Raw genomic sequence first — 21,314 nt, 5'->3', positions numbered from 1 at the left:
GGCCGGAACATCATGGGGCCCGAGTTTACCCTTGGGCTCGCAGCGGACGGCGGCCCTCGCGCCCCCGTGCCCGATCGGCACCGGGGTGCGTTTTCGTCCAGTCCGGCCAAGGGGACGTTCATGCGCCAGATGATCCTGCCTGTCTGCCTGATGCTGGGGGCCTGCGCGCCCGGAACGTCAGGCGATGTCGCCTCGCGCGCGGCCACGCCCGACCTGGGCGGGATGCCCGAGATCAACATATTCCCCCTGCCGCAGCCCAGTGCGCCGACGCGCTCCAACGCGGATATCGCACGCGACTTCATAGACTTGGCGCTGCGCCTTGAATCTGGCCGGGATCTGGCGGTGCTCAGCCGGTTCGAGGGGCCGATCACCGTCGCGGTCACCGGCGCACCGCCGCCAACGCTACAATCGGACCTGTCGCGCCTGCTGCTCCGACTGCGCAGCGAGGCCGGCATCCCGATCACGCAGGTTTCGGGCCCCGCCAACATTACCATCGAGGCGGTCAGCCAAGAGGATATCCGCCGCGCACTACCGCAGGCGGCCTGCTTCGTTGTCCCCAACATCTCGTCTCTGGCCGAGTATGATACGGCCAAGCGGAGCCGCCAGACCGCCTGGAGCAACCTTCAGACCCGGCGCAAGATTGCCGTGTTCGTGCCGAACGATTCCAGCCCGCAGGAGGTGCGCGATTGCCTCCACGAGGAGCTGTCTCAGGCGCTCGGGCCGCTGAACGATCTCTACCGCCTGCCCGATTCGGTTTTCAACGACGACAACGTGCACACCGTCCTGACCGGTTTCGACATGCTGATCCTGCGCAGCTTCTACGCGCCCGAGCTGCGCTCGGGCATGCCCCGCCGCGAGGTCGCCGCGCGTATCCCCGCCATCCTCGCCCGGCTGAACCCCGGCGGCGAGCGGATTGCCTCGCGCCCCCTCGCCGCCACGCCGCGCGCCTGGATGCGCGCGATGCAGACGGCGCTTGGCCCCGGCGCCACGCATGATCAGCGCCGCGCCGCTGCCGAAAAGGCACTGCGCATTGCCGAGACGGCGGGCCTGACCGACCATCGCCGCGCCTTCAGCCACTATGCCGTCGGCCGCGTCACCCAAAGCACCGATCCTGCCTATGCGCAGACCCAGTTTGCCACCGCCGACGCCTATTACCGCCGCACGCCGGACATGGCGCTTCACCGCGCCCATTCCTCCGCGCAGCTGGCGGCCTATGCCATCACCCAGGGGCGCGGCGACGACGCGCTGGCCATCCTCATGCCGCAGATCGCCATTGCCGAGCGGCACGAGAACGCGGCCCTGCTTGCTCAGCTGATGATGATGCGCGCCGAGGCGCTCGAGCTTTCGGGGCGCGTCTCGGAGGGGCGGCAGGTGCGTATGGACAGCCTTGGCTGGGCGCGTTACGGATACGGCGCGGATTGGGCCGTGCGTGCAAAACTGCGCGAGGTATCGGCGCTCAACCCGCTCAAAGGCTAGGAACGGACAGGTTATGATCGTCATCATCGCGGCCATCGTGGGCGCAATCGCAGGCAGTCTGGTCGCGCGGCGCCGCAAGGGGCGCATGGCCGATATCCTGCAATATGCCTTCGTCTATGCGCTGGTCTTTGCGCTGGTCGCCCTATTCGTGACGATCTTCATTCACCGCGCCGCCCTCTAAGGGGGCTGCGATGTTCCTTCCGTTCTTCGACGCGCTTCGCGAGGCTGGCCTGCCGGTATCGCTGCGCGAATACCTGACCTTTCTCGAAGGGGTTTCGACCGGCCTCGTCACCTATGATGTCGAAGGCTTCTACTACCTCGCCCGCGCGTCGATGGTGAAGGACGAGCGGCATATCGACCGGTTCGACCGCGCCTTTTCCACCGCCTTCGGCGGGCTCAGCCAGATCAGCGCCGAGGACGTTCTGAACGCGGTCGACCTGCCCGAAAACTGGCTGCGCAAGATGGCCGAGAAGCACCTCACCCCCGAGGAGCGCGCCGAGATCGAAGCGCTTGGCGGGTTCGATGCACTGATGGAGACGCTGAAACAGCGCCTCGCCGAGCAGGAGGGCCGCCACCAGGGCGGCAGCAAGTGGATCGGCACGGCCGGCACCTCGCCTTTCGGCGCCTATGGTTACAACCCCGAGGGCATCCGCATCGGCCAGGACAAGTCGCGCCACCAACGCGCGGTCAAGGTCTGGGACCGCCGCGAGTTCGCCAATCTCGACGGCGACGTGCAGCTAGGCACGCGCAACATCAAGATCGCCCTGCGACGCCTGCGCCAATGGGCCCGCGACGGCGCCCATGACGAGCTTGATCTCTCGGGTACGATCCGCTCGACCGCGCAGAAGGGCTATCTGGACGTCCAGACCCGCCCCGAGCGGCGCAATGCCGTGAAGGTGCTACTCTTTCTCGATGTCGGCGGCTCGATGGACCCACATATCAAGCTGGTCGAGGAGCTTTTCTCGGCCGCACGTGCCGAGTTTCGCCAGCTGGAGTATTTCTACTTCCACAATTGCCTTTACGAGGGCGTCTGGCGCGACAACCGCCGCCGTTGGAGCGAGCAGATCCCGACGCAGGAGATCCTCAACACCTACGGCTCCGACTACCGCTGCATTTTTGTCGGCGATGCGGCGATGTCCCCTTACGAGATCGCCTATCCCGGCGGCGCGAACGAGCACTGGAACCCAGAATCAGGCGAGATCTGGCTCACCCGCGCCCGCACGCAATGGCCGTCGAATCTCTGGATCAACCCAGTCCCCGAGGCGCAATGGCGATACACGCAGTCGACGCAGATGATCAGTCAAATCTTCGACGGGCGCATGGTGCCGATGACTCTGGAAGGTCTGGACCACGGCATGCGCACGCTGACCCGCTAGGCCGCGAACGGCCCATTCTTCTTGCTCGAAATATCCCCGCCGGAGGCTCCCACGGCTGCACTCCTGCGCTGCCCGGACCGGGGGCATCACCTCGAAAACTCGATGATCTCGGCCTCGGTCACGATCATGTCCAGCGGCTGATCCGTCGCCTGCAGCGGCAAAGTCTCGGCCTCTTGCGCGGCATAGGCATACCCGATCGCCAACGCCGCGCCGTTCGCGCGTAGCCGCTCCAAGGTGCGGTCGTAGAAACCGCCGCCGTAGCCCAGCCGCCCGCCCGCGCGGTCAAACGCGACCAGCGGCACGATCAGGATCTGGGGCGTGATCAGCGCCTCGACCTCGGGGATGCGCGCGCCGAAGGGCCCGTCTGTCATCGCACAGCCGGGTGTCCAGCGTGAAAAGACCAGCGGCGCGCCCGCGGCGGTGATCACCGGCACGCCGACGGGGCCATGCGCCGCCGCCTCTTCCATCGCCGGCAGCGGATCGATCTCGGTGCGGATGGGCATGTATCCGGCCAGCGGCACGCCGCGATAGCCCGCCAGCACCTCGGACAGATGCCCTGCGGGGGCCGGGCCGCGCGCCGCATGGGCCGCGCGGCGCCGGGCAAAGGCAGCGCGCCGCGCGGCCTCCTTGATCGCGGCCAGATCGCTCACAGAAGGAACAGCGCGGCGAGGCCGAGAAAGGCGAGGAAGCCGACGATATCCGTGACCGTCGTCACGAAGGCGCCCGAGGCCAGCGCCGGATCGACCCCCGCCTTTTCCAGAAGCACCGGGATGCCCGTTCCAGCCAGCCCGGCCACCACAAGGTTGATTACCATCGCCGCGCCGATCACATAACCAAGCGCAGGACTGCCGAACCAGATCACGCCGATCACGCCCATGACCACGGCAAAAATCAGCCCGTTGATCAGGCCCACCGTCACCTCGCGCCGAATGACGCGCCAGACGTTCGAGCCGGTAAGGTCGCGCGTGGCGATGGACCGGACCGAGACGGTCAGGCTCTGCGTGCCCGCATTGCCGCCCATCGAGGCGACGATCGGCATGAGAACCGCAAGCGCCACGAATTGCGAGATCGTAGCCTCGAATTGCGCGATGACCAGCGACGCAAGGATCGCCGTCACGAGGTTGACCGCCAGCCACGGGAAGCGCTGGCGCGTCGTGTCGATGAAGTTGTCATTGAGCCCGCCCTCGCCCACACCGGCGAGGCGCAGGATGTCTTCCTCGTGCTCTTCGTCCAGAACGGCCATGGCGTCGTCGATGGTGATGACACCGACAAGGCGGTCATTCTCGTCCACTACGGGGGCCGAAATCAGGTGATACTGGTTGAACGCATAGGCCACGTCGCCCTCGTCCTGGGTCACCGGAATGATATGAAACGTGTCCTCGACAAGGCTGCTCAGCATAACCTCACGCCGCGATGACATCAGCTTGCCCAGCGTCACGTTGCCCACGGGATGCAGCTTGGGATCGACGAGGATGATGTGATAGAACTGCTCGGGCAGATCCGTCTGGTTTCGCATGAAATCAATGGCTTCGCCCACATTCCAATGCTCGGGGGCCATCACGACCTCGCGCTGCATCAGGCGGCCGGCAGAGTATTCGGGATAGGTCAGCGATTGGCGCACCGCGATGCGGTCGCTATCTTCCAGCACCTCCAGAATGGCGTTCTGCTGGTGATCCTCCAGATCTTCGACCAGATCGACCACGTCGTCGCTGTCCAGTTCGCGCACGGCGTCGGCCAGAACCTCGGGACTGAGATAACCCAGCACTTCCTCGCGGATCGATTCGTCGAGTTCCGACAGGATGTCGCCGTCGAATTCGTCGCCGTAAAGGGCGATGACCCGGCGCCGGTCAAAGGCGCTGATCTGCTCCAGCAGGTCGGCGATGTCCGCCGGGTGCAGCGGCTCCATCTCTTCGATCAGCTGGACGCGGTCGTCATTGTCGACGGCGTGAATGATCCGCGCCACCGCGTTGCGATCCAGCTCGTAGGCGTCATCGCTGCGATCCTCTTCGGCGAGAGGGGCATCGGGTGTGTGATCATTCTCGCTCATGGGGCCCTCTCGCTGCATCGCCGCAATATCCTTGCGCAGGTGTAGACGGGGGCCGCGTGAAAAACAATCCGGTGCTGCGGCTGGCGGCGGCGGAAAAGAAGATTGCGCCCCCCTCGCCGCTCGCGCCCCATGCCCTAGATCACAAGGCCAAATAGGAGAGACACCCCATGCCAGATACCCCAGCCGCCGTGCGCCATCTGGGCGATGCCGTCGCGGCCATCGACGCCCAGTTCGGCAAAGGCTATGCCGCGCGCCACCCCGAGCTTGTCGCCGCGCTGGTCCAGTCCTCGACCATTGAGGCCGCAGTACGCAAGGGGTATGGCGCCCATCAGGAGGCCCTGGGACTGGCGCAAACCCTGACCTCGCAGATCTGCGAGACCCTCCTACGGCTAAAGCCGAAATTCTTTGGTGGTTGAATGCGATGGCAGGCGTTCTTGATGTGCTTTCAGCAGCCGGGACGGCCCAGCACCATCACCCAGACATCGCCCGCGCCGCGCGCCACCGCGAATTCGCGCGCGCCTTCGCTCAGGATATTGCGGCGATGGCCCGATGAGCCCATCCAGCCCTCGATCACTTGCGAAAGGCTGCCTTGGCCCTTGGCGATATTCTCGGCGATGAAGCAATAGCCGTACCCGGCTGAATGGGCGCGGTCGCCGATACCGGAGCCGTCGGAGCCGGTATGGCTGAAAAACCCGTTGGCCGCCATGTCATCCGCATGGGCCGCGGCGGCGCGCCCCAGTGCCGGGCTGATCTCGAGCGCGGATAACCCGTTCCGCGCGCGAATGTCCGCGACAGCGGGTTTGGCCGAGGCGCTTACATTTTCGGCGCTGAGTGCGGGCAGTGGCACAATCACAGTCAGGGCAATACAGGCGGCTAGGATCTGGCGCATCGGGGCAGCTCCGGGTGCAAGGGCAATTCGCGGAGACGTTAACGCCCTCGGCGCATTCCCGCCAGTGATGAGTCGCCGCACACCCACCACTTACGCCAAATGCTGCGATCAGGCCACGCGTCCGAGAATCTCGAGCGCCGCCGCATGCTGCTGCTTGTTGGCGGCGGCGATCACGCGGCCGCCGCCTTGCGCTGGCCCGCCTTGCCAGTCGGTCACCAGCCCGCCCGCCGCCTCGATCACCGCGATGGGCGCGCAAATATCGTAAGGGTTCAACCCCGCCTCAACCACCAGATCCACTTGGCCCATCGCCAGAAGGGCATAAGCATAGCAATCGTAGCCATAGCGCACCATACGCGCCGCCGCCGCCAGATCGGCAAAGGCCGCGCCCTCTTCGGGCGTGCCGACAGCGGGGAATGTGGTCATCACGGTAGATTGCGACAAGGGACGCGCCGGCCGGGTCCGCAGGTCGCGCGGTCCGATCGGGCCGGTCATGGAGGCACGGCCGAGGCCGCCCTCGAACCGCTCACCGATATAGGGTTGATCGATCAGGCCGTAGATAGGACCGCCCGCGTCACAGGCGGCAATCAAGACCCCCCAGGTGGGCGTGCCGGCAAGAAAACCGCGTGTGCCGTCAATCGGGTCCAGCACCCATGTCAACCCGCTGGTCCCGTCGCTTCGCCCGAATTCTTCGCCAAGGATCGCGTCATCCGGTCGAAGTTGCGACAGAACCTGCCGCATCTCGCGCTCGGCGGCGCGATCGGCTGCGGTCACGGGGTCATACACGCCCTCGCTGCGCGCGCCGGGCAGATACTTGTCCTCGGCGCCCAGATCGGGCAGGCGGAAATAGGGCAGGATGGCACGCCTCGCCGCGTCGGCGGCTGCATGGGCCGAGCTGATAATCTGGCTGTTCACCTGCTGGTCTTGCATCGCGCCGCCCCTGTCCCGCCTTACTGCCGCAGCAATAGGCGCAAGGGCCGCGCGTCACAAGCTCTGCCTGCTACAGGTCAGCGCTGTCAGGCGACGTCGCTGAGCACGCGCGCCAGGTCAAAGAGACGGCGGCGCTGATTCTCGGGGATGGCGTAATAGGAGCGCACCAGATCCAGCGCTTCCTTGTCGCCCAGAAGATCCGCCGGACCGGTGCGGCCATTGCGAGGCGTGGCCTGATCGGCATCTGAGGTCTGCGAGGCATCCACGCCCTCAAAGAAGAAGGCGACATTGACGTCCATTGACGCTGCGATATCCCAGAGGCGCGAGGCGCTGACGCGGTTCGCGCCCGTCTCGTATTTCTGGATCTGCTGGAACTTGATCCCAACACTTTCGGCCAGCTGTTGCTGGGTCATTCCGACCAGCCAGCGGCGATGGCGAATCCGTTTTCCCACATGAACATCTACGGGATGAGGCATCTTTTCTATCCTTTAAAAGTGGATGACCAGCGCGTGCCCGGACATCGAATGAGCAGGTTCGCGTGGCTGCATCCCGCTAGAAACACAACGTTTGATACCCGCGAAAGATTAACATCAAGACGCAAAGATACAAGAAATTTTATACGCGTGAAGATGTTTGATCAAAATTTAATCAATTTAAGCGGTAGCATCCTACTGTCTCCAACTCGTGCACAAATTGACAGAACCGCGCGATCTCCGCTACGCCCGTGATGCGCGTGCCCGAGTGTACCGTGATTTCCGCCCTGCCTGATCAAAGGATACTCGCCATGACCATGCGCGCCTTTCGTGTCACCTCGCATGACACGCCGCCGGCGCTCGAGACCTGCGCGCTGCCGCGTCCCGGCCCCGGCCAGATCGGCGTCCGTATCCATGCATGCGGTCTCAACTTCGCCGACCTTCTGATGATGAGCGGACGTTATCAGGACACGCCGGATCTGCCCTTCACCCTAGGCCTTGAGGTTTCGGGCGTGGTGGAGGCGCTTGGGGATGGGGTATCGGGCCCGGCCCCCGGCACGCGCGTGGCGGTCTATGGCGGTCAGGGCGGCCTGGCCGAATATGGCTGCTTTGACGCCGCGCGGGCCGTGGTGCTGCCCGATGCCATGACGCATGAGGCCGCCGCCGCGTTTCAGATCGCTTATGGTACCTCGCATCTGGCGCTGGCGCATCGTGCAAAGCTGACCCGGGGCGAGACGCTGCTGGTGCTGGGTGCGGCAGGTGGTGTGGGCCTGACCGCGGTCGAGATCGGCGCCGCGATGGGCGCGCGCGTCATTGCCTGCGCCCGCGGCGCGGACAAGCTGGACGCCGCCCGCGCCGCTGGGGCGCATCACCTTATCGACAGCGAAACGGATGACATCCGCGCCAAAGCCAAGGATCTGGGCGGTGTCGATGTGGTCTATGACCCTGTCGGCGGCGATCAGTTCACCGCCGCCTTTCGCGCCTGCCGCCCCGAGGCACGCATCCTCACAATCGGATTCGCCAGCGGCAACGTGCCCCAGATCCCGGCCAACCACCTATTGGTCAAGAACCTGACGGTCATGGGGCTCTACTGGGGCGGCTACCTGAAATTCGCGCCAGAAATCCTGACCGCGTCGCTGAACGAGTTGCTGGACTGGACTGCGGAGGGCCGAATTGCCCCGCAGGCGCATCACCTCTACCCGCTGGACCGCGCGGCCGAGGCGCTGGAGCTGCTGCGCGCGCGCAAATCCACGGGCAAGGTGGTGATCCGGATGGCGTGACCGCTCATGAGGCCGCCGCCAGCAGGGTCGCGCCAAAGCCCTGACGCACCACCGCAGCCAGTTGCGTCACCAACTCGGTCCGCGGCGTTGCCCCGCCATATATGTTGATCTTCTGCATCCCCAGATCCGGCAGCCCGGCCGCCTGCGGCACCGCCTCCAGCAGATGGGGCGCGGTGCCTTCCAGCATGGCGGTCACGGCCAGATCGGCGCTGATGGTCGCCTCGATCGCGCCGTCGGAGTCCGAATCGATCGCGCTTTCCCAGTCGATACCGGCCTCTTCCAGCAGGCGGATCGCCTTGGGGCGAAAGAGGCAGTTGCGGCAGGTCGCGATACGCAGTGGGCGCTGCTTCCACGCGGAGCCGCCCTGGGCGCCGTAGAACCGCAACGGCACCTCGCTCAGCGTCTCGCCGCCCGGGCCCAGCACCGTCTCGGTCGTCAGGATCAGGTCGATCTCGCCCTTGCCATGCGATTCCATCAGCAGGCTGGAATAAAGCGAGCTGAGATGGACCCGCACCCGCGGGAAGGCGGCATTGAACTGCTTGAGAACGCGGGGAATCACCGGGTGGATGATATCATGCGGCACGCCGAAGGTGATTTCGCCCTCCCAGACCTGATCGGTGAGGCGCCCCACCACCTCGTCATTCAGCGCGACAAGGCGGCGCGCATAGCCCAGCATCTGCTCGCCCGCGGGGGTCAGCGCGATGCGCCGGCCACTGCGATCCAGCAGGCCGAGGCCCAAGAGATCCTCCAGCCGTTTGAGCTGCATCGAGACGGCGGATTGCGTGAGGTTCAATATCTGCGCCGCCCGCGTCACGCCGCCCTGATCGGCCACCGCCACGAAGGAGCGCAGCGTCGTCATGTCGAGATTTCTCATCCATCACCATCCATGATGCATTTCTCCATAAACATTCATTTTCAATATTGATCACTCTCTACCATACATCAACAGACGAAATGTATTTCCGTCAACATATCACATATTGAAAGGATACACATCATGACCACGCTCGTTCAATCCCGCCGCGCCGCCGCCCTTCGCCCTTTACGCCTTGGCTCGCTGATCGCGCTCTACCGCTCGCGCCGCGCGCTGGCTGCGCTGGATGACGCCGCGCTTTCGGATATCGGCCTCACCCCCGCCGAAGCCCGTCGCGAGGCACGGCGCGCGTTCTGGGACATCCCGCAGGTATGGCGCGCGCGCCGCGGCTGCTGAGGTGCGCCCGGATCGGCATATGTCGCTGCGGCAATCCGCGCGGCGGCATGTGCAAATCCCTGACCGAAAAACCTTGAAAATACGCCCCCGGCCCCCGATATTGTCTGCAAAGCCCCAGACAGGGGTCCAGCTTATGCAACACGGAGGCTTAAATGGCTGAATACAATACGATCCGGACCGCGGGCGGAACCCGCACAGCCGCGATCGACGAGGGTCTTCGCGCCCATATGAACAAGGTCTACGGCACGATGTCCGTGGGCATGCTGCTGACCTTCCTGACGGCTTGGGCCGTGGGCAACAACGCCTACATGATGGAGACGCTGTTCACCGGCATCACCCGCTGGGTCGTCATGTTTGCGCCGCTCATCATGGTTTTCGCCTTCGGCGCGGTGATCAACAAACTGTCGGCAGCCGCCGCTCAGCTGTTCTTTTACGCCTTCGCGGCCGTCATGGGCGTGTCGATCAGCTATATCTTCATCGTCTTCACCGATTTCTCGATCGCTCAGGTCTTCCTGACCACCTCGATCGCCTTCGCCGGTCTGTCCCTCTGGGGTTACACCACCAAGAAGGACATCTCGGGTTGGGGCAGCTTCCTGATCATGGGCGTGATCGGCCTGATCGTGGCGTCGATCATCAACATCTTCCTCGCCTCTCCGGCGATCATGTTCGCGATCTCGATCATCGGTGTTCTGATCTTCGCGGGTCTCACGGCCTATGACACGCAGTCGATCAAGAACGAGTATCTGGCCCACGCGCATCACGGTGATAGCGAATGGCTGGGCAAGTCGGCGATTATGGGTGCCCTGCGCCTCTATCTCGACTTCATCAACATGTTCATGTTCTTGCTGCAGCTGATGGGCAACCGTGAGTAACCCGCGCCGGACATGACAAAAGGAACAAGGCCGACCTTCGGGTCGGCCTTTTGCGTTTCCTTTACCATTTGAAGTCGAGGACAACCGATGTCCGCACGTTTTTTCGTCATTACCGGCGGTCCCGGTTCCGAAAAAACCAGCCTGATCGCGGCACTCGGCGCGCGCGGGCTACGCACCATGCCCGAGGCAGGCCGCGCAATCATCCGGGATCAGAGTGCCATCGGCGGATCCGCCCTGCCCTGAGCAGATCGGACAGCCTTCGCAGACCTCATGCTCAGCTGAGACATGCGTTCCCATCACGAGGCGTCATGCGGCACCGGCCCCGTACTAATGGATCGCGGAGTGCCGGACGTTTTGGGTTATCTCGCCCTCTGCGGCCTGCCTTTACCAGATCATGCCCTGCGCGCGGCTCAGTCATTCCGTTACGAGCCTGCGGTGTTTCTTGCACCCTACTGGGACCAGATATTCACTCAAGATGCGCAAAGAAGGCCGGACGCAGCAGAGGCCAAGGCCACCAGTCGCGAGATGAAGCGCACCTACAAGAGCCTCGGCTATACGCTCATCACGTTGCCCCTCGCGCCCATACAGGACCGTGCGGATTTCGTGATGCGCCACCTGCCAGCATAAGGCTGGCACGCGATATCCTCGCTTCGGAACGAAAAAAACCGCGCTGAACCAGCGCGGCTTCTCAGACCTCAAAAGTCATGACAGATCGTTACTTGATCTTGCCTTCCTTGTACTCGACATGCTTGCGCACGACGGGGTCGTATTTCTTGATCGCCATCTTTTCCGTCATCGTGCGGGCGTTCTTCTTGGTCACATAGAAGTGGCCCGTGCCCGCGGTCGAATTCAGGCGGATCTTGATTGTGGTCGGCTTCGCCATTTGTCATCTCCTGCGCCGGGCAGCGCCGCTGCCGGTAATTCAATTTCCTGCCTTTTACCCACACCGCGCCCCGAGTCAACCGCATAAGGGCAGATAGGCGCCGCACCCCCGGTTTTTTCTTGAGCCAAATACCCATACCCGGCCCGCACCATGCGCCGCCGCATGAAACGAGGGCACGACCGACCTTTTCAAGACAATCCAATCGGGCAAAGCCCGAAACGCGCGGAGGGCCTGTAAGCCGGATTCTGTCCAGAGCGGGCCGTAGCCCGCCCCTGGATGACCATTCATCTAAAGACGGTGTTGCCACCGCCCCTTTGGCTGCCAACCCGGACCGCCGGGCCAAGACGTGCCTGCGGGCGGTATCGAGCGAACCCGACCTGCCCCGCGCGCGGTCCCTATTTGGCATTGCTCCCGGTGGGGCTTGCCGTGCCGGCGCTGTTGCCAGCCCCGCGGTGGGCTCTTACCCCACCGTTTCACCCTTACGCCCGTCAGACGGACGCGGTTTCTTTTCTGTGGCGCTTTCCCTCGGGTTACCCCGGCCGGGTATTACCCGGCACCGTTGCCTTGTGGAGTCCGGACTTTCCTCCCCAACAGGCCAAAACCCGTCAAAGCGGCCATCCAGCCCTCCGCGCACTTGGCACCTAAGCGCCCGTGCCGCCCCGGTCAACGCCAAAGCGCGCGGCGATATCCGCGAGGATCGCCATATCGCCTTCGGACAGCGGCCCCTGCGCCCCGGGACGCCAGCGCAGGCGCAGGGCGGTCAGCAGATCCGCATCGCTATATTCGCCTCCGTACCCCACCTGCCGCGCGAGGCTGCGAAACGCCTCCAATGGCGCGGGGCCGCCTGCCTCGGGCCAAACCGCCAGCCCCTGCAGGGCCAGCCGCTGCCAGTCGAAGTGAGGGCCGGGGTCGTCCTTGCGGTCGGGGGCGATGTCCGAATGGCCGATGACCCGCTCTGGACGGATATGCCAGCGCGCCATGATGCCATGCATCAGGCGCTCCAGCACGCGCATCTGGGGCTCGGGAAAGGGATGGATACCGCGATTGGCCAGCTCGATCCCGATCGAGCGGGAATTGACGTCGCCGCGCCCATCCCAACTGCCCTGCCCTGCGTGCCAGGCGCGCTCGGCCTCGTCGACGAGTTGCCACAGGCGACCATCCTCTGCGATGACGTAATGGGCCGAAACCTCGGCCGCCGGATCGCAGAGCCGCGCCACCGCCGCCTCGGCGCTGGCCATGTTGGTAAAGTGAATCAGCAGAATGTCGGGGGTAAGCCCATCCCTGCGGGCACCGTAATTAGGCGATGGCTGCCATATGGCCTCCGCGCCCTGTGCTTCGGTACCCGTCACGGGGCGGATCAGTTGCCAGCAGCCCTGCGGAACGGCCGCGGATCCCATGAGCAGGCATACCCGTCGCCATCGGGATCAAGGCCAAGGCGGTCCCGCTCGGGCCCGCCGCGCGACAGGAAGTCGATCTGCGCCAGATCGGGGCCGGAATACCCGGCGCAGGCGCGCTCGAACTTGGCCTCTTTGTTCAGCCCGCCCCGGCGATAGAGCTGCGTGCCCGGCGCGTGATCGGTGCTGAGTGCATAAGCCACGATATTGGGCCCCTCGCCGCCCGAGCGGCTGGGCAACGACTCCACAGCCGCCACCTGATATTGCTGGCGCTGCGCGGCGACACGTGCGGCATCATCCTCGATCGAGCGGCGCGCACTGACAGCGTCGAAATTGTTCTCGACGGAGATACCGTTGCTATTGGTGATCGGCGGCGCGGGATTGCCCGGCGCGGCATCGATGGCCGAGCCGGCGGACGCATCCGCCGAGCCGGTGCCTAGGGCCGCGCGCGTCTGGGCCGCGATGTCATCTGCTTCACTTCCCGCCCCGACGTTGCCCGTTGCATCCAACGGCGCCGAGGAGACCGCCGCAGGCGCCGGCAACGCTTCGCCCGCAAGCTGCGCATCCTGCCGCGCCTGATACTCGGCATAGTTTCCGAAACCGACGCCTGCCCCCATGTCCGGCCCGCTATCGGGAATGGACGTGCCGCAAGCGGCTAGCGCCACTAGGGCCGCACTTGTCATTAGAAATCGCATGTCAAACTTTGCCTCGTCCAGCCTGGCCGATCAGTATCCGCCGGGGATTACCACCATTTGCCGGGCTTGGCCACAAATCCGGCGGCCTGCTCGAGCGCATAGGCGCAATTCAGCAGATCACCTTCCTCCCACGGGCGCCCGATCAGCTGGAGCCCCAGCGGCAGCCCTTGGGAGTTCTGCCCGGCTGGGACACAAACGCCCGGCAGGCCGGCAAGGTTCACCGTGACGGTGAAAACATCGTTGAGATACATCTGTACGGGGTCCGCGCTTGCCATTTCGCCAAGGCCGAACGCCGCGCTGGGGGTGGCGGGCGTGAGGATGGCATCGACACCTGCGTCGAACACCTGCTCGAAGTCGCGTTTGATCAGCGTGCGCACCTTGCGGGCGCGGTTGTAATAGGCGTCGTAGAAGCCTGCCGAGAGCACGTAGGTGCCCACCATGACGCGGCGCTGCACCTCGGCGCCGAAACCTTCGGCGCGAGTTTTTTCATACATTTCAGTGATGCCATCACCCGGTGCCAGCTTGGCCCGGTGACCATAGCGCACCCCGTCATAACGCGCGAGGTTCGACGACGCCTCGGCGGGCGCGATCACGTAATAGGTGGGCAGCGCGTATTTGGTATGCGGCAGCGAAATATCGCGCAGTTCGGCGCCTGCATCCTTCAACATGGCGCGCCCGTTTTCCCACAACTTTTCAATCTCGGCGGGCATGCCGTCCATGTGGTATTCGCGGGGGATACCGATCACCTTGCCCTTGATATCGCCGGTCAGCATTGCCTCGAAATCGGGCACGGGCAGGTCGGCGCTGGTGCTGTCCTTCGGGTCATGGCTGCACATCGCCTCCAGCATGATGGCGCTATCCCGCACCGTCTTGGTCATCGGCCCCGCCTGATCGAGGCTGGAGGCGAAGGCGACAACGCCCCAGCGCGAGCAGCGCCCGTAAGTGGGCTTGATCCCCGTGATGCCGGTAAAGGCGGCCGGCTGGCGGATCGAGCCGCCGGTATCGGTGCCCGTCGCGCCAAGGCAGAGATCCGCCGCCACCGCGCTGGCCGAGCCGCCGGAAGAGCCGCCCGGCGTCAGCTGCGCCTCGTCATTGCCGCGCCGCCAAGGGTTCACGGCACCGCCATAAACACTGGTCTCGTTGGACGAGCCCATGGCGAATTCGTCCATGTTGAGCTTGCCCAGCATGACCGCGCCCGCATCCCAGAGGTTCTGCGTGACGGTCGATTCGTATTCGGGGGTAAAGCCGTTGAGAATGCCGCTGCCAGCCTGACTGGCCACGCCCTTGGTGCAGAACAGATCCTTGATCCCCAGCGGGATACCGCAAAGCGCGGGCGCGTCGCCGCCCTTGAGGCGCGCGTCGGCAGCCGTGGCCATCTCGCGCGCGATGTCGGGAGTGTTATGCACAAAGGCATTGAGCGTGCTGGCGCCCTCGATCGCACCGAGGCAGGCCTCGGTCAGCTCGGCGCTGGTCACCTCGCCCTTGCGCAGGGCATCGCGGGCATCGGCAATGGTCAGCGTGTTCAGATCGGTCATCATTCCACCACCTTCGGCACGGCAAAGAAGCCTTCGCGCGCATCGGGCGCATTCGACAGGATCTTTTGCTGCTGGTTGCCATCCGTCACCTCGTCGGCACGGCGCGGCAGGCGCATGGGCGTGACCGACACCATCGGCTCGACGCCTTCCACATCCACTTCGTTCAGCTGCTCGATGAAGCCGAGGATGGTGTTGAACTCATCCGCGAGCGCGGGCAGCGCATCCTCTTCGACGCGGATCCGCGCCAGTTTGGCCACGCGGGCGGCGGTGGTGGTGTCGATGGACATTTGGGCGATCCTTCGGTGTCTGAACTTGGGCTCTGGGCGCTTTGCCTGCGTTTACCGCCGCCCCGGTCCCAGTGCAAGCTCCGCCAAGGGAACCGCTGGCGCACAGCCTGCGCTGTGCTAGCGTGATGGCAGCACATATGAGGAGAACATTATGAAGATCATCTGGCTTGGACACAGCTCGTTTCGCATCGAATGGGGCGGACAGACCCTGCTGATCGACCCGTGGCTGAACGGCAACCCGATGCTGCCCGAAGAGAAACACGGCGAGGCCACCGAGGGCGCGACGCACATCCTGCTGACCCACGCGCATTTCGACCATGCCAGCGATACGCTGGACCTTGCCCGCAAGCTGAAGGTGCCGGTTGTCGGCCAGTTCGATCTGATGAATCACTGGGCCGAGCATGAAGGGATCGAAACCACCGGGTTCAACAAGGGCGGCACGGTCGATCTGGGCGGCGTGCGCGTGACGATGGTGCACGCCACGCATTCCAGCAGCTTTCCCGGCAAAGACGGCCCCAACGTGCCGGGCAGCGAATGTGGCTACATGATCGAGGCCGAGGGGCGCACAATCTATGTCAGCGGCGACACGGACGTGATGGCCGACATGAAGGTGTTTCAGGATCTGCACCAGCCCGAGATCGGCATCCTCTGCGCGGGCGGACATTTCACCATGGACATGCGCCGCGCCGCCTATGCCGCCAAGACGTTCTTTGACTTCAAGACGGTCATCCCCTGCCATTACCGCACCTTCGACGTGCTCGAGCAATCGGCCGAGGCGCTGGTGGAAGCGCTGCCCGGCGTCGACGTGATCGAGCCGGAAGTGATGAAGACGATCGACCTTTAACAGCGGGATTTGAGGATTTTCACCACGATGAAGCGGGGGCCGGATCTCTGCCGGCCCCGGTTTGCCGTGCCGCCCGCCGCTTGCGGGATGAGGAATGTCGCGAAACTCTTCACGGTCCTGAGCTGGGTGCGCTATGACTGTTCCGAAGGGCGCGCGCCGCTGAGCTGCGGCAGAGGGAGAGCGCTTTGGACGAGGAGAAACCCAAGTGAAGACACCCCATACCCTGCCCTGTGATCAGGATGCGTGAGCTGATGACGCCCAATCCATATGACGCGGGGCTGGAGCGAAATCCGGCGAATTATCAGCCGCTGACGCCGCTGACCTTTCTGGACCGGGCGGCGCAGGTCTTTCCCGATCACACGGCCATGGTGCACGGTCCATTGCGACGCAGCTATGCCGAGTTCTACGCGCGCTCAAGGCAGCTGGCCTCGGCGCTGGCGGCCGAGGGCATCGGGCGGGGCCACACCGTTTCTGCCATGCTGGCAAACACGCCCGCGATGCTGGAGTGCCATTATGGCGTGCCGATGTGCGGCGGGGTCCTGCATTCGATCAACACGCGGCTGGATGCTGCGATCATCGCGTTTCAGCTGGATCATGCCATGGCGCGCGTGGTGATCGTCGACCGCGAATTCATGCCCCTCATGGAGGAGGCGCTGAAGCTTTGCGACGTGCGCCCGCTGCTGATCCAGTATGACGATCCCGAATTTGATGGCTTCGCGCACCCGACCGAGGCGGTGGACTATGAAACGTTCGTCGCGCAAGGCGATCCCGAGTTCGCCTGGCTCATGCCCGAGGATGAGTGGGACGCGATTTCGATCAACTACACGTCCGGCACCACGGGCGACGCCAAGGGCGTGGTCTCGCATCATCGCGGCGCCTATCTGCTGGCCCAGGGCAATGCGCTGATCACCTCGATGCCAAAGCACGCGGTCTACCTCTGGACCCTGCCGATGTTTCACTGCAATGGCTGGTGTTTTCCCTGGACCATGTCCGCCATCATCGGCACCCATGTCTGCCTGCGGCAAGTCCGGGCCGAGCCGATCTGGAACGCGCTGGCCTCCGAGGGTGTAACCCATCTGTGCGGCGCGCCCATCGTCATGTCCCTGCTGATCGAGGCGCCTGAGGGCGTGCGGCGCCAGCTGGACCGCACGGTGCAGTTTTTTACCGCCGCCGCGCCGCCGCCCGAGACGGTTCTGGCGCGGATGCAGGAGGCGGGCTTTGACGTCACGCATCTTTACGGGCTGACGGAAACCTACGGGCCCTCGGTCGTCAACGAATGGCACGCGGATTGGTCGCAGCTGGCGCCGGGAGAGCAGGCCAAGCTCAAATCCCGCCAGGGCGTGCGCTATCTGCCGCTTGAGCAGTTGGATGTCATGGATCCCGACACCATGACCCCCGTCCCCCGCGATGGCGCCACGATGGGCGAGGTGATGTTTCGCGGCAATGTCGTGATGAAGGGCTATTTCCGCAATCCGAAATCTACGCAGCGTGCGTTCGAGGGCGGCTGGTTCCACTCGGGCGATCTGGGGGTGGTGCATCCCGATGGCTACATCCAGCTGAAAGACAGGTCCAAGGACATCATCATTTCGGGCGGCGAGAATGTATCCTCGATCGAGGTGGAGGAAGCGCTCTATCGCCACCCGGCGGTCAGCGTGGCCGCCGTTGTGGCCATGCCGCATGAGAAATGGGGCGAGACGCCCTGCGCCTTTATCGAGCTTGCCGCGGGTCAGGAAGTGGAGGCCGAGGCCCTGCGCGCATGGTGCCGCGATCACCTTGCGCACTACAAGGTGCCCGGCCGGTTCGTCTTTACGGACATTCCGCGGACCTCGACCGGCAAGATCCAGAAATTCGTGCTACGCGACCGGGTTCGGGGCGAGATGACCTGACCCTTCGCGGGGTTCAGCCGCGACGCACGGCGAAGAACTCGGTCAGAAGGCGCTGGCATTCGGCCTCGGAGATGCCGTCATAGATCTCGGGCACATGATGCGCCTGTGGATGCGAGAAGACGCGCGCGCCGTGTAGCACACCGCCCGATTTGGGATCGGACGCGCCAAAGCAGACTGCCTTGAGCCGCGCGGCGGCGATGGCGGCGGCGCACATCGCGCACGGCTCGAGCGTGACGTAGAGCGTATGGCCCGCCAACCGCTCGGACCCGGCGGCGGCGCAGGCGGCGCGGATCGCCAGGATCTCGGCATGGGCGGTGGGATCGTTCAGCTCGCGGGTGCGGTTCCCGGCCCGCGCCACGACGGCGCCCGACGCATCCAGCAGGACGGCGCCCACGGGCACCTCGCCGCGCTGCGCGGCGGCGCGGGCCTCGGTCAAGGCCGTCTCCATATGACTGGCAAAGCTCATGCCGCCCTTTTGCCATTCCTTGCCGCCGCGCGATAGGCGCTTTCGCGAAGGCTGCCTTTGCGCTATTCCCGCGCCATGAGCACAGACACCCCCATTCCCGGCGACCGGATCGCCAAGGTCATCGCCCGCGCCGGCGTTGCCAGCCGCCGCGAGGCCGAGCGCTTGATCGAGACCGGCTGCGTCACCGTCAATGGCAAGGTCATCGATAGCCCCGCCCTCAATGTGACCGCCCGCGACCGCATCACCGTCAATGGCAAGCCGCTGGCCGCACCCGAGCCTGCACGCGTCTGGCTCTATCACAAGCCGGTCGGCCTCGTGACCACCAACAGCGACGAGCAGGGCCGCCGGACCATTTTCGATGAGCTGCCCGAGGATCTGCCGCGCGTGATGACCGTGGGACGGCTCGACATCACCTCCGAGGGGCTGCTGCTTTTGACCAATGATGGCGGGATCAAGCGCAAGCTGGAACTGCCGAGCACGGGCTGGCTTCGCAAATATCGTGTGCGCGTCAATGGCCGCCCGACCGATGCCACCTTCGCACCCCTGCGCGAGGGTCTGGTGATCGACGGCGAGCGGTTTCAGCCGATGGCCGTCACGCTGGACCGCCAGCAGGGCGCCAATGCCTGGGCCACCGTCGCCATCCGCGAGGGCCGCAACCGCGAGGTGCGCCGCGCGATGGAGGCCGTGGGCCTGACCGTCAACCGCCTGATCCGGGTAAGCTATGGCCCCTTCCAACTGGGCCAGCTGGCCTCCGGCGCGGTCGAGGAAATCCGCCCCCGCGTTCTGCGCGATCAGTTGGGGATGGACCCGGATGAAGATCTGGAGGCCGCCGAGCCCAAGGCCCGGCCACGCCGCAAGCTGACCTCGCTGGCTGGCAAGCCCGGCCCGGTAAAGCCCGAGGTGACGCGCGGTGGCCGGGCCGCGGGCAAACCGGGCGGCAAGCCGGCGCACAAAACCGGGCCGAAACCCGGCGCGCGCACTGGCGAAGCCCCGAAGGGCAGGCCCGGCGCGAAACCCGGCGGCAAACCCGGCCCCGGCGCCAAGGGCACCCGCAGCAGCGCCCCACGCAAGCCGGCCCCCGGCGGCCCGCGCCGGCGCAATCAGGACTGACACCGGGCTACATCCACTTGCCCAGCGCCGCGCGGCGCCAAGCCAGCCAGAAGAGGGCGATTTCACCTCATCGCCCTCCCCCTGCCCTCACCGTGACAAAATCCGACGGCAAACTCCCTGTGCGCAGCTTGCAGCGGGAACTGGCATGGACGGCATTACACTGGCGATCATCCTGGGGTCTCTGGCCTATATGGTCTGGAGCCTCAGACGTTTTTTCAAGGGCTTCCGGGCCTATCTGGAGGCCGATACGGCGGGCGGCACGCTTACGTCGCGATTGCTGCCCAACCTCTCGTTCGCAGCGCTGTTCTTCTTGCTGTTCAACCATACGGCGCTGGTGGATGGCTTTGACTACGCGGGGTTTGAGAAAGGTAAAAGCCTTTTCGGAAGCATCCCCAGCCTGACCCAGATCGACGATCCGATGTTCGGAATCGCCGATCTGGACACCGCACCGGGTAATCGAGCGGCAGCCAAGCGCGAGGTCATGATCCCCGCATTCGTGACGGGAGGCGACTTTTGATGCCGACGAGCCACCACACACGCTCCGCCCCGGCCAGCGCGCTTTTCAAGGGGCCGCGCAGCCAGATGGCGATATCGGTTCTCTTCCTGGCGGTCGCGCCGCTGGTCGTTACCTTCTTCGGCGACGATACCCGCCAGATCATGACTTATGCCGCAGCGCTTTTTCATTTCGGGATCGCGTTCTGGTGGCTTTCGGTCGGGCTGCGCAATCGCGATGCGTTCAACGCGGCCGAGATCGCCCGGCGGCCGAGATTTCCCTTCCTGATCGCGGGCGCGGTCCTGACGGGCATCGTGCTTGCCGGGCTCGTCTGGTCGAAAACCGGCGCGCTGGATTACGCCGCCATTCAGGGCGTGCTGGCAACGCTGCTGGCGATGATGGCCTTCGGAATAGACCCGCTGCGCGACAAGGATCTGGAGAGCGCTGCCGAAATCCGTCTGCACGCAGCGCAGGCGCTGACCGAGGCGGCCAAGGCACGCCTGCTACGCATGCGCGCGCGGATCGACGAGCTGACGGATGCAGGCCTGGCCGAGCCGATCGAGACCTTTACCCAAACCGTGATCCTGATGCTGAAGGCGCTGGCCGACGATCCCGATCGCCACCGCGAGCTGCGCCGCCATCTGGGCCATTTCCTTGAACAGACGGGCGAAGTGACGGATCGCTTCGTGATGCAATACCGCTCGACCGGGGACGAGGATACGCGCCTCGACTACATCGCCTTCCTCGCCTCCATGGACAAGGAGTTCACCCGCGAGCTGCGCGCCTTCGTGACCGAGGACCGCGACGCAATGGAGGTGCAGCTGAGCGCGCTGCGCAGCCGGATGCGCGGCTAGGCCTGTTTCGGGGCGCCACGCTTGAACTTACCCCTAGCAAGCCACACCTGCTTGCCATAGGCTTGCGCGCAAGGCTTGGAACGGAACGAACGGCGCCCGATGACACGCATATTGCTATTTCTCTGCGCTGCTCTGGTGGTCGTCGCTCTGATCGGACTGGCGGTCACGGCAACCGCGCGCGCGGTGCAGGACAGCCGCGATCTCGCCCGGGACATCGCCGTGGCGCCTCGGAGGACTCTTATGGAAAAGATCAGTTTCGCCGCGCTCATGCTTTTGATGCTGGGCGTGACCAGCGGCCTTCTGGGGGGGCTCTAGGC

Annotated in this window: 25 protein-coding genes, 1 other RNA gene and 1 pseudogene; 14 read left to right on the top strand and 13 right to left on the bottom strand. The window is 64.8% G+C overall.

The window, feature by feature from the left end; genetic code table 11:
• The first annotated feature begins 120 nt into the window (after positions 1–120).
• Genes ACEWPL_RS01780 through ACEWPL_RS01770 form a run of 3 tightly spaced genes read left to right on the top strand, consistent with a single transcriptional unit; the run spans position 121 to position 2,852 of the window.
• Complete coding sequence (locus ACEWPL_RS01780; protein WP_393934890.1) at positions 121–1,476, top strand: DUF2927 domain-containing protein; 1,356 nt, start codon at positions 121–123, stop codon at positions 1,474–1,476.
• 13 nt (positions 1,477–1,489) lie between these two features.
• Positions 1,490–1,657, top strand: coding sequence for a hypothetical protein (locus ACEWPL_RS01775; protein WP_393934891.1), 168 nt, complete (start codon positions 1,490–1,492; stop codon positions 1,655–1,657).
• A gap of 10 nt (positions 1,658–1,667) precedes the next feature.
• On the top strand, positions 1,668–2,852 hold the full coding sequence (locus ACEWPL_RS01770; RefSeq protein WP_393934892.1) for a vWA domain-containing protein: 1,185 nt from the start codon (positions 1,668–1,670) through the stop codon (positions 2,850–2,852).
• Positions 2,853–2,938: 86 nt separating this feature from the next.
• On the opposite strand, the gene ACEWPL_RS01765 is transcribed toward ACEWPL_RS01770, so the two are convergent.
• A complete protein-coding gene (locus tag ACEWPL_RS01765; RefSeq protein WP_393934893.1) occupies positions 2,939–3,502 on the bottom strand; it encodes a 5-formyltetrahydrofolate cyclo-ligase in 564 nt (187 codons plus the stop codon).
• A complete protein-coding gene (gene mgtE, locus ACEWPL_RS01760; protein ID WP_393934894.1) occupies positions 3,499–4,899 on the bottom strand; it encodes a magnesium transporter in 1,401 nt (466 codons plus the stop codon). Before mgtE ends, ACEWPL_RS01765 begins: the two co-directional genes overlap by 4 nt.
• Before the next feature lie 167 nt (positions 4,900–5,066).
• On the opposite strand from mgtE, the gene ACEWPL_RS01755 reads away from it, so the two are divergent.
• Complete coding sequence (locus ACEWPL_RS01755) at positions 5,067–5,315, top strand: hypothetical protein (RefSeq protein ID WP_393934895.1); 249 nt, start codon at positions 5,067–5,069, stop codon at positions 5,313–5,315.
• A 29-nt stretch (positions 5,316–5,344) separates the two neighbouring features.
• Here ACEWPL_RS01755 and ACEWPL_RS01750 read toward each other — a convergent pair whose 3' ends face one another.
• From ACEWPL_RS01750 to ACEWPL_RS01740, 3 genes are all read right to left on the bottom strand, one after another.
• Positions 5,345–5,788 (bottom strand): CAP domain-containing protein, encoded by a 444-nt coding sequence (locus ACEWPL_RS01750; RefSeq protein ID WP_393934896.1) that lies wholly within the window; start codon positions 5,786–5,788, stop codon positions 5,345–5,347.
• Between the two features lie 108 nt (positions 5,789–5,896).
• Positions 5,897–6,715, bottom strand: a complete 819-nt coding sequence (locus ACEWPL_RS01745) for an inositol monophosphatase family protein (protein WP_393934897.1) — start codon at positions 6,713–6,715, stop codon at positions 5,897–5,899.
• Between the two features lie 86 nt (positions 6,716–6,801).
• On the bottom strand, positions 6,802–7,191 hold the full coding sequence (locus ACEWPL_RS01740; RefSeq protein ID WP_393934898.1) for a helix-turn-helix domain-containing protein: 390 nt from the start codon (positions 7,189–7,191) through the stop codon (positions 6,802–6,804).
• Positions 7,192–7,505: 314 nt separating this feature from the next.
• Between ACEWPL_RS01740 and ACEWPL_RS01735 the strand changes: the two genes are divergently transcribed.
• Positions 7,506–8,468, top strand: coding sequence for an NADPH:quinone oxidoreductase family protein (locus tag ACEWPL_RS01735; RefSeq protein WP_393935382.1), 963 nt, complete (start codon positions 7,506–7,508; stop codon positions 8,466–8,468).
• 4 nt (positions 8,469–8,472) lie between these two features.
• Here ACEWPL_RS01735 and ACEWPL_RS01730 read toward each other — a convergent pair whose 3' ends face one another.
• Positions 8,473–9,342, bottom strand: coding sequence for a LysR family transcriptional regulator (locus tag ACEWPL_RS01730; RefSeq protein WP_393934899.1), 870 nt, complete (start codon positions 9,340–9,342; stop codon positions 8,473–8,475).
• A gap of 123 nt (positions 9,343–9,465) precedes the next feature.
• Between ACEWPL_RS01730 and ACEWPL_RS01725 the strand changes: the two genes are divergently transcribed.
• The 3 genes and pseudogenes from ACEWPL_RS01725 (at position 9,466) to ACEWPL_RS01715 (ending at position 11,177) form a co-directional block, all read left to right on the top strand.
• Positions 9,466–9,678 carry a YjiS-like domain-containing protein gene (locus tag ACEWPL_RS01725; protein WP_393934900.1) on the top strand — a complete coding sequence of 71 codons (213 nt, stop codon included), beginning with the start codon at positions 9,466–9,468 and terminating at the stop codon, positions 9,676–9,678.
• 152 nt (positions 9,679–9,830) lie between these two features.
• Positions 9,831–10,550 carry a Bax inhibitor-1/YccA family protein gene (locus ACEWPL_RS01720; protein ID WP_393934901.1) on the top strand — a complete coding sequence of 240 codons (720 nt, stop codon included), beginning with the start codon at positions 9,831–9,833 and terminating at the stop codon, positions 10,548–10,550.
• Between the two features lie 87 nt (positions 10,551–10,637).
• Positions 10,638–11,177, top strand: a pseudogene (locus ACEWPL_RS01715) (AAA family ATPase).
• Positions 11,178–11,265: 88 nt separating this feature from the next.
• Here the strand turns inward: ACEWPL_RS01715 and rpmG are convergent.
• The 6 genes from rpmG to gatC form a co-directional block, all read right to left on the bottom strand.
• Complete coding sequence (gene rpmG / locus ACEWPL_RS01710) at positions 11,266–11,433, bottom strand: 50S ribosomal protein L33 (protein WP_007204264.1); 168 nt, start codon at positions 11,431–11,433, stop codon at positions 11,266–11,268.
• A 218-nt stretch (positions 11,434–11,651) separates the two neighbouring features.
• An RNA gene (rnpB, locus tag ACEWPL_RS01705) (RNase P RNA component class A) lies at positions 11,652–12,063 on the bottom strand.
• 11 nt (positions 12,064–12,074) lie between these two features.
• Positions 12,075–12,830 (bottom strand): N-acetylmuramoyl-L-alanine amidase, encoded by a 756-nt coding sequence (locus tag ACEWPL_RS01700; protein WP_393934902.1) that lies wholly within the window; start codon positions 12,828–12,830, stop codon positions 12,075–12,077.
• Complete coding sequence (locus ACEWPL_RS01695; RefSeq protein ID WP_393934903.1) at positions 12,791–13,510, bottom strand: hypothetical protein; 720 nt, start codon at positions 13,508–13,510, stop codon at positions 12,791–12,793. Before ACEWPL_RS01695 ends, ACEWPL_RS01700 begins: the two co-directional genes overlap by 40 nt.
• 59 nt (positions 13,511–13,569) lie before the next feature.
• Positions 13,570–15,057: an Asp-tRNA(Asn)/Glu-tRNA(Gln) amidotransferase subunit GatA gene (gene gatA, locus ACEWPL_RS01690; protein ID WP_393935384.1), complete on the bottom strand. Its 1,488-nt coding sequence runs from the start codon at positions 15,055–15,057 to the stop codon at positions 13,570–13,572.
• Positions 15,057–15,344: an Asp-tRNA(Asn)/Glu-tRNA(Gln) amidotransferase subunit GatC gene (gene gatC, locus ACEWPL_RS01685; protein ID WP_393934904.1), complete on the bottom strand. Its 288-nt coding sequence runs from the start codon at positions 15,342–15,344 to the stop codon at positions 15,057–15,059. The genes gatA and gatC overlap by 1 nt, the downstream gene beginning before the upstream one ends.
• 151 nt (positions 15,345–15,495) lie before the next feature.
• Between gatC and ACEWPL_RS01680 the strand changes: the two genes are divergently transcribed.
• Together ACEWPL_RS01680 and ACEWPL_RS01675 are read left to right on the top strand one after the other, a co-directional pair.
• Positions 15,496–16,188 carry a metal-dependent hydrolase gene (locus tag ACEWPL_RS01680; protein WP_393934905.1) on the top strand — a complete coding sequence of 231 codons (693 nt, stop codon included), beginning with the start codon at positions 15,496–15,498 and terminating at the stop codon, positions 16,186–16,188.
• A 251-nt stretch (positions 16,189–16,439) separates the two neighbouring features.
• Positions 16,440–18,074: an acyl-CoA synthetase gene (locus ACEWPL_RS01675; RefSeq protein WP_393934906.1), complete on the top strand. Its 1,635-nt coding sequence runs from the start codon at positions 16,440–16,442 to the stop codon at positions 18,072–18,074.
• Between the two features lie 13 nt (positions 18,075–18,087).
• Here the strand turns inward: ACEWPL_RS01675 and ACEWPL_RS01670 are convergent, their stop codons facing one another.
• On the bottom strand, positions 18,088–18,540 hold the full coding sequence (locus ACEWPL_RS01670) for a nucleoside deaminase (protein WP_393934907.1): 453 nt from the start codon (positions 18,538–18,540) through the stop codon (positions 18,088–18,090).
• 75 nt (positions 18,541–18,615) lie between these two features.
• Here ACEWPL_RS01670 and ACEWPL_RS01665 point away from each other — a divergent pair, with 75 nt between their 5' ends.
• The 4 genes from ACEWPL_RS01665 to ACEWPL_RS01650 all read left to right on the top strand — a co-directional run bounded on the left by ACEWPL_RS01665 (position 18,616) and on the right by ACEWPL_RS01650 (position 21,312).
• Entirely contained in the window at positions 18,616–19,650 is a 1,035-nt protein-coding gene (locus tag ACEWPL_RS01665; RefSeq protein WP_393934908.1) for a pseudouridine synthase, read from the top strand.
• 145 nt (positions 19,651–19,795) lie between these two features.
• Positions 19,796–20,167 (top strand): hypothetical protein, encoded by a 372-nt coding sequence (locus ACEWPL_RS01660; RefSeq protein ID WP_393934909.1) that lies wholly within the window; start codon positions 19,796–19,798, stop codon positions 20,165–20,167.
• Positions 20,167–20,997, top strand: a complete 831-nt coding sequence (locus ACEWPL_RS01655) for a hypothetical protein (RefSeq protein WP_393934910.1) — start codon at positions 20,167–20,169, stop codon at positions 20,995–20,997. The genes ACEWPL_RS01660 and ACEWPL_RS01655 overlap by 1 nt, the downstream gene beginning before the upstream one ends.
• Positions 20,998–21,096: 99 nt before the next feature.
• On the top strand, positions 21,097–21,312 hold the full coding sequence (locus ACEWPL_RS01650) for a hypothetical protein (RefSeq protein ID WP_393934911.1): 216 nt from the start codon (positions 21,097–21,099) through the stop codon (positions 21,310–21,312).
• Positions 21,313–21,314: the final 2 nt, after the last annotated feature.

This window comes from Roseovarius roseus (assembly GCF_043355935.2).
Classification (GTDB): Bacteria; Pseudomonadota; Alphaproteobacteria; order Rhodobacterales; family Rhodobacteraceae; genus Roseovarius; species Roseovarius roseus.
Note: the sequence above shows the minus strand (reverse complement) of the source record. Positions and strands in the feature narration are given on the sequence as shown.